Origin of the sequence: Leptolyngbya sp. FACHB-36, assembly GCF_014695955.1 — a bacterium.
Taxonomy (GTDB): Bacteria; Cyanobacteriota; Cyanobacteriia; order Leptolyngbyales; family Leptolyngbyaceae; genus FACHB-36.
In genome coordinates this window covers 1-1,969 of record NZ_JACJPG010000070.1, presented here as the reverse complement: position 1 = coordinate 1,969, position 1,969 = coordinate 1, and the positions used below count along the sequence as shown (strand labels likewise).

1 protein-coding gene and 1 pseudogene are annotated in these 1,969 nt (G+C 60.4%); both read right to left on the bottom strand.

Features of this window, described 5'->3' with window-relative positions; genetic code table 11:
- On the bottom strand, positions 1-1,109 hold a 1,109-nt coding region (locus tag H6F43_RS00980; RefSeq protein ID WP_347272354.1), incomplete at its 3' end, for a right-handed parallel beta-helix repeat-containing protein.
- A gap of 80 nt (positions 1,110-1,189) precedes the next feature.
- Positions 1,190-1,969: pseudogene (locus H6F43_RS00975) on the bottom strand (hypothetical protein); the annotation flags it as partial.

Below are 1,969 nucleotides of genomic sequence, written 5' to 3'. Positions count from 1 at the left end.
AGCTGGGAGAAGCGATTGCCTTGAATCTGGCTAGTGCTGCGGGGAAACGCAGCCACCACCACACCGGGACCTGCCTGATAGCGAATCTGGTTGTTCGTTACCTGGTGGTCGTTGCCCATCAGGTACACGGCGGCGCGGCGCAGACGGCGTCCATTAAAGATAATTTGGTTGTTCTGAATCTGCGCCGCGCCGCTGGGCTTGAACAGGTAAACGCCACTGCCATCATTGCCGCAGATCAGGTTACCTGTAATGAGTGACTGGGTGATCGTGCCTTCCAGCCGAATCGCATCGGGCATTCCAGCCACGCCATTGCCAATAATGGCGTTCTCTATCACTTGAGTGCGGCTGGCATCCACCGAGGTAATGATGCCGCTGCCATCGTGATTGGCGATCCAGTTACGCCGAATTACGGTGCCCACTCCGTTGAACACCGACACGCCAAACGCCGATCGCGTGTCTGACTGGGCGGTGCCCTCGGCTGACGGCGGCAAACCGATCCAGTTGTTCTCGATCACCACGTTTTTCGGTGGCACATCGTCGGAGTAGAACGGCGAAAAGTTAGCGGGCGTCGGATGCTTGCGGATATCTGGTGGCGGAAAGCGATGGGCAATGAAGATGTCCGCAGGCGGAGTGCTAGCGGTGGAGGTCAGGGTGCCCGTGAAGCCGTAGATGCTGAGACCGCGAACCGTGATGCCGTCAGCCGTGATGGTTAATCCGCGCAGAATGTCGATTCCGGGTGCTGCCGTGATCGCCACGACTGGAACCGGCAAAGACAACTCGTTGATCGCCGATCGACTCGCGTCGTAGCCCGGCTGCGTTGTGCCGTCCACCACCAGTCCGGGTGTGGTCAAATCCGGTAGCGCCCGATTCAGGCGAATCGTCGTTTGCCCAGCGGGTAGGTTAAAGCGAATTTGCGCGCCCGTTCCCGATTGCACTAGCGCTTGTTCTGCCGAAGAGAGCTTGTCGGGCGTCAGGGTGCCGTTGGCAAGCTCGATCGCCTCGCGCAGCGTCAGTGCGCCATCGGCTGCCACGGGTCCGTCTTCGCTGCTCGTCACGGTAATTTGCAGCCCTGGAGCCGACTGGCTCCAGGCAGGGGTGGCGAGTAGCAGAAGAGGGAGCGAGTAGAGAAGGGGCGGTAGATGCTGCCCTGATGGTTTCGTGTGCGGTCGTGTTCCGTTCAATCTCCTCATCATCGCTCCTGTACGCCTCCCGTGCTTGGGGTTGTTGCGAGCTGATTCTCGACGGGTGGACTGGTGGATTGGGGGGGTATAGGCGACGCGGGAGCTTGATTGGCAACGGGCTGTACCACCGATTCCTGCTGCTGCGGTGGAACGGGGCGTTGCAGCCCAAACCCGCTGAAGAGTTCGTTGAGCTTCAGGGTTAGCCCGACAAAGAAGCCGCCGCGATCGCGATCGCCAAAGTCGCGATCGCTGACGCTGCCGAAGTTGTAGCCTGCACCGAGGCGCAAGTTCGGCGTCAGGTAGTAACCCGCCTCGACCACAAAGCCGACTTCATTGAATCCGGTCAGCGACTGACCAATCCAGCGCACATCGCCCGCAATATCCCAGCGGTAGCCGAGGCGATAGGTCGCTCGGACCTGACCCAGGGTAATCGCGTTGGTGCCCAGCAGGTCTTGTGCTAAGTACGATCGCGTGTTCCGCAGGGCAAACTTGCCGTAGAACTCCCAGCGATAGTTCGGAGCGTAGAGCGCCTCCAGCGCCACGAGGTGCACTGCGGAGCCGTTGCCGCTGCCAAACAGCAGCGAGTCGGGAATTGTCGAGGGATTTTGGCGAAACTCGTAGCGCAGTAGGGCGTTGAACTTGTCGTCGATCGGGTTGCGGTAAGCCACCCCCAGCTTCAGGTTGATCGTGTCGCCCAAACCACTGTCGGCAATGAGCTGATTGGCGTAGTTCGCCTGCTGGTAGCGGACCAGCGCGGTGAACGCGGGCGAAAGTTTGCCCGTTGCCGC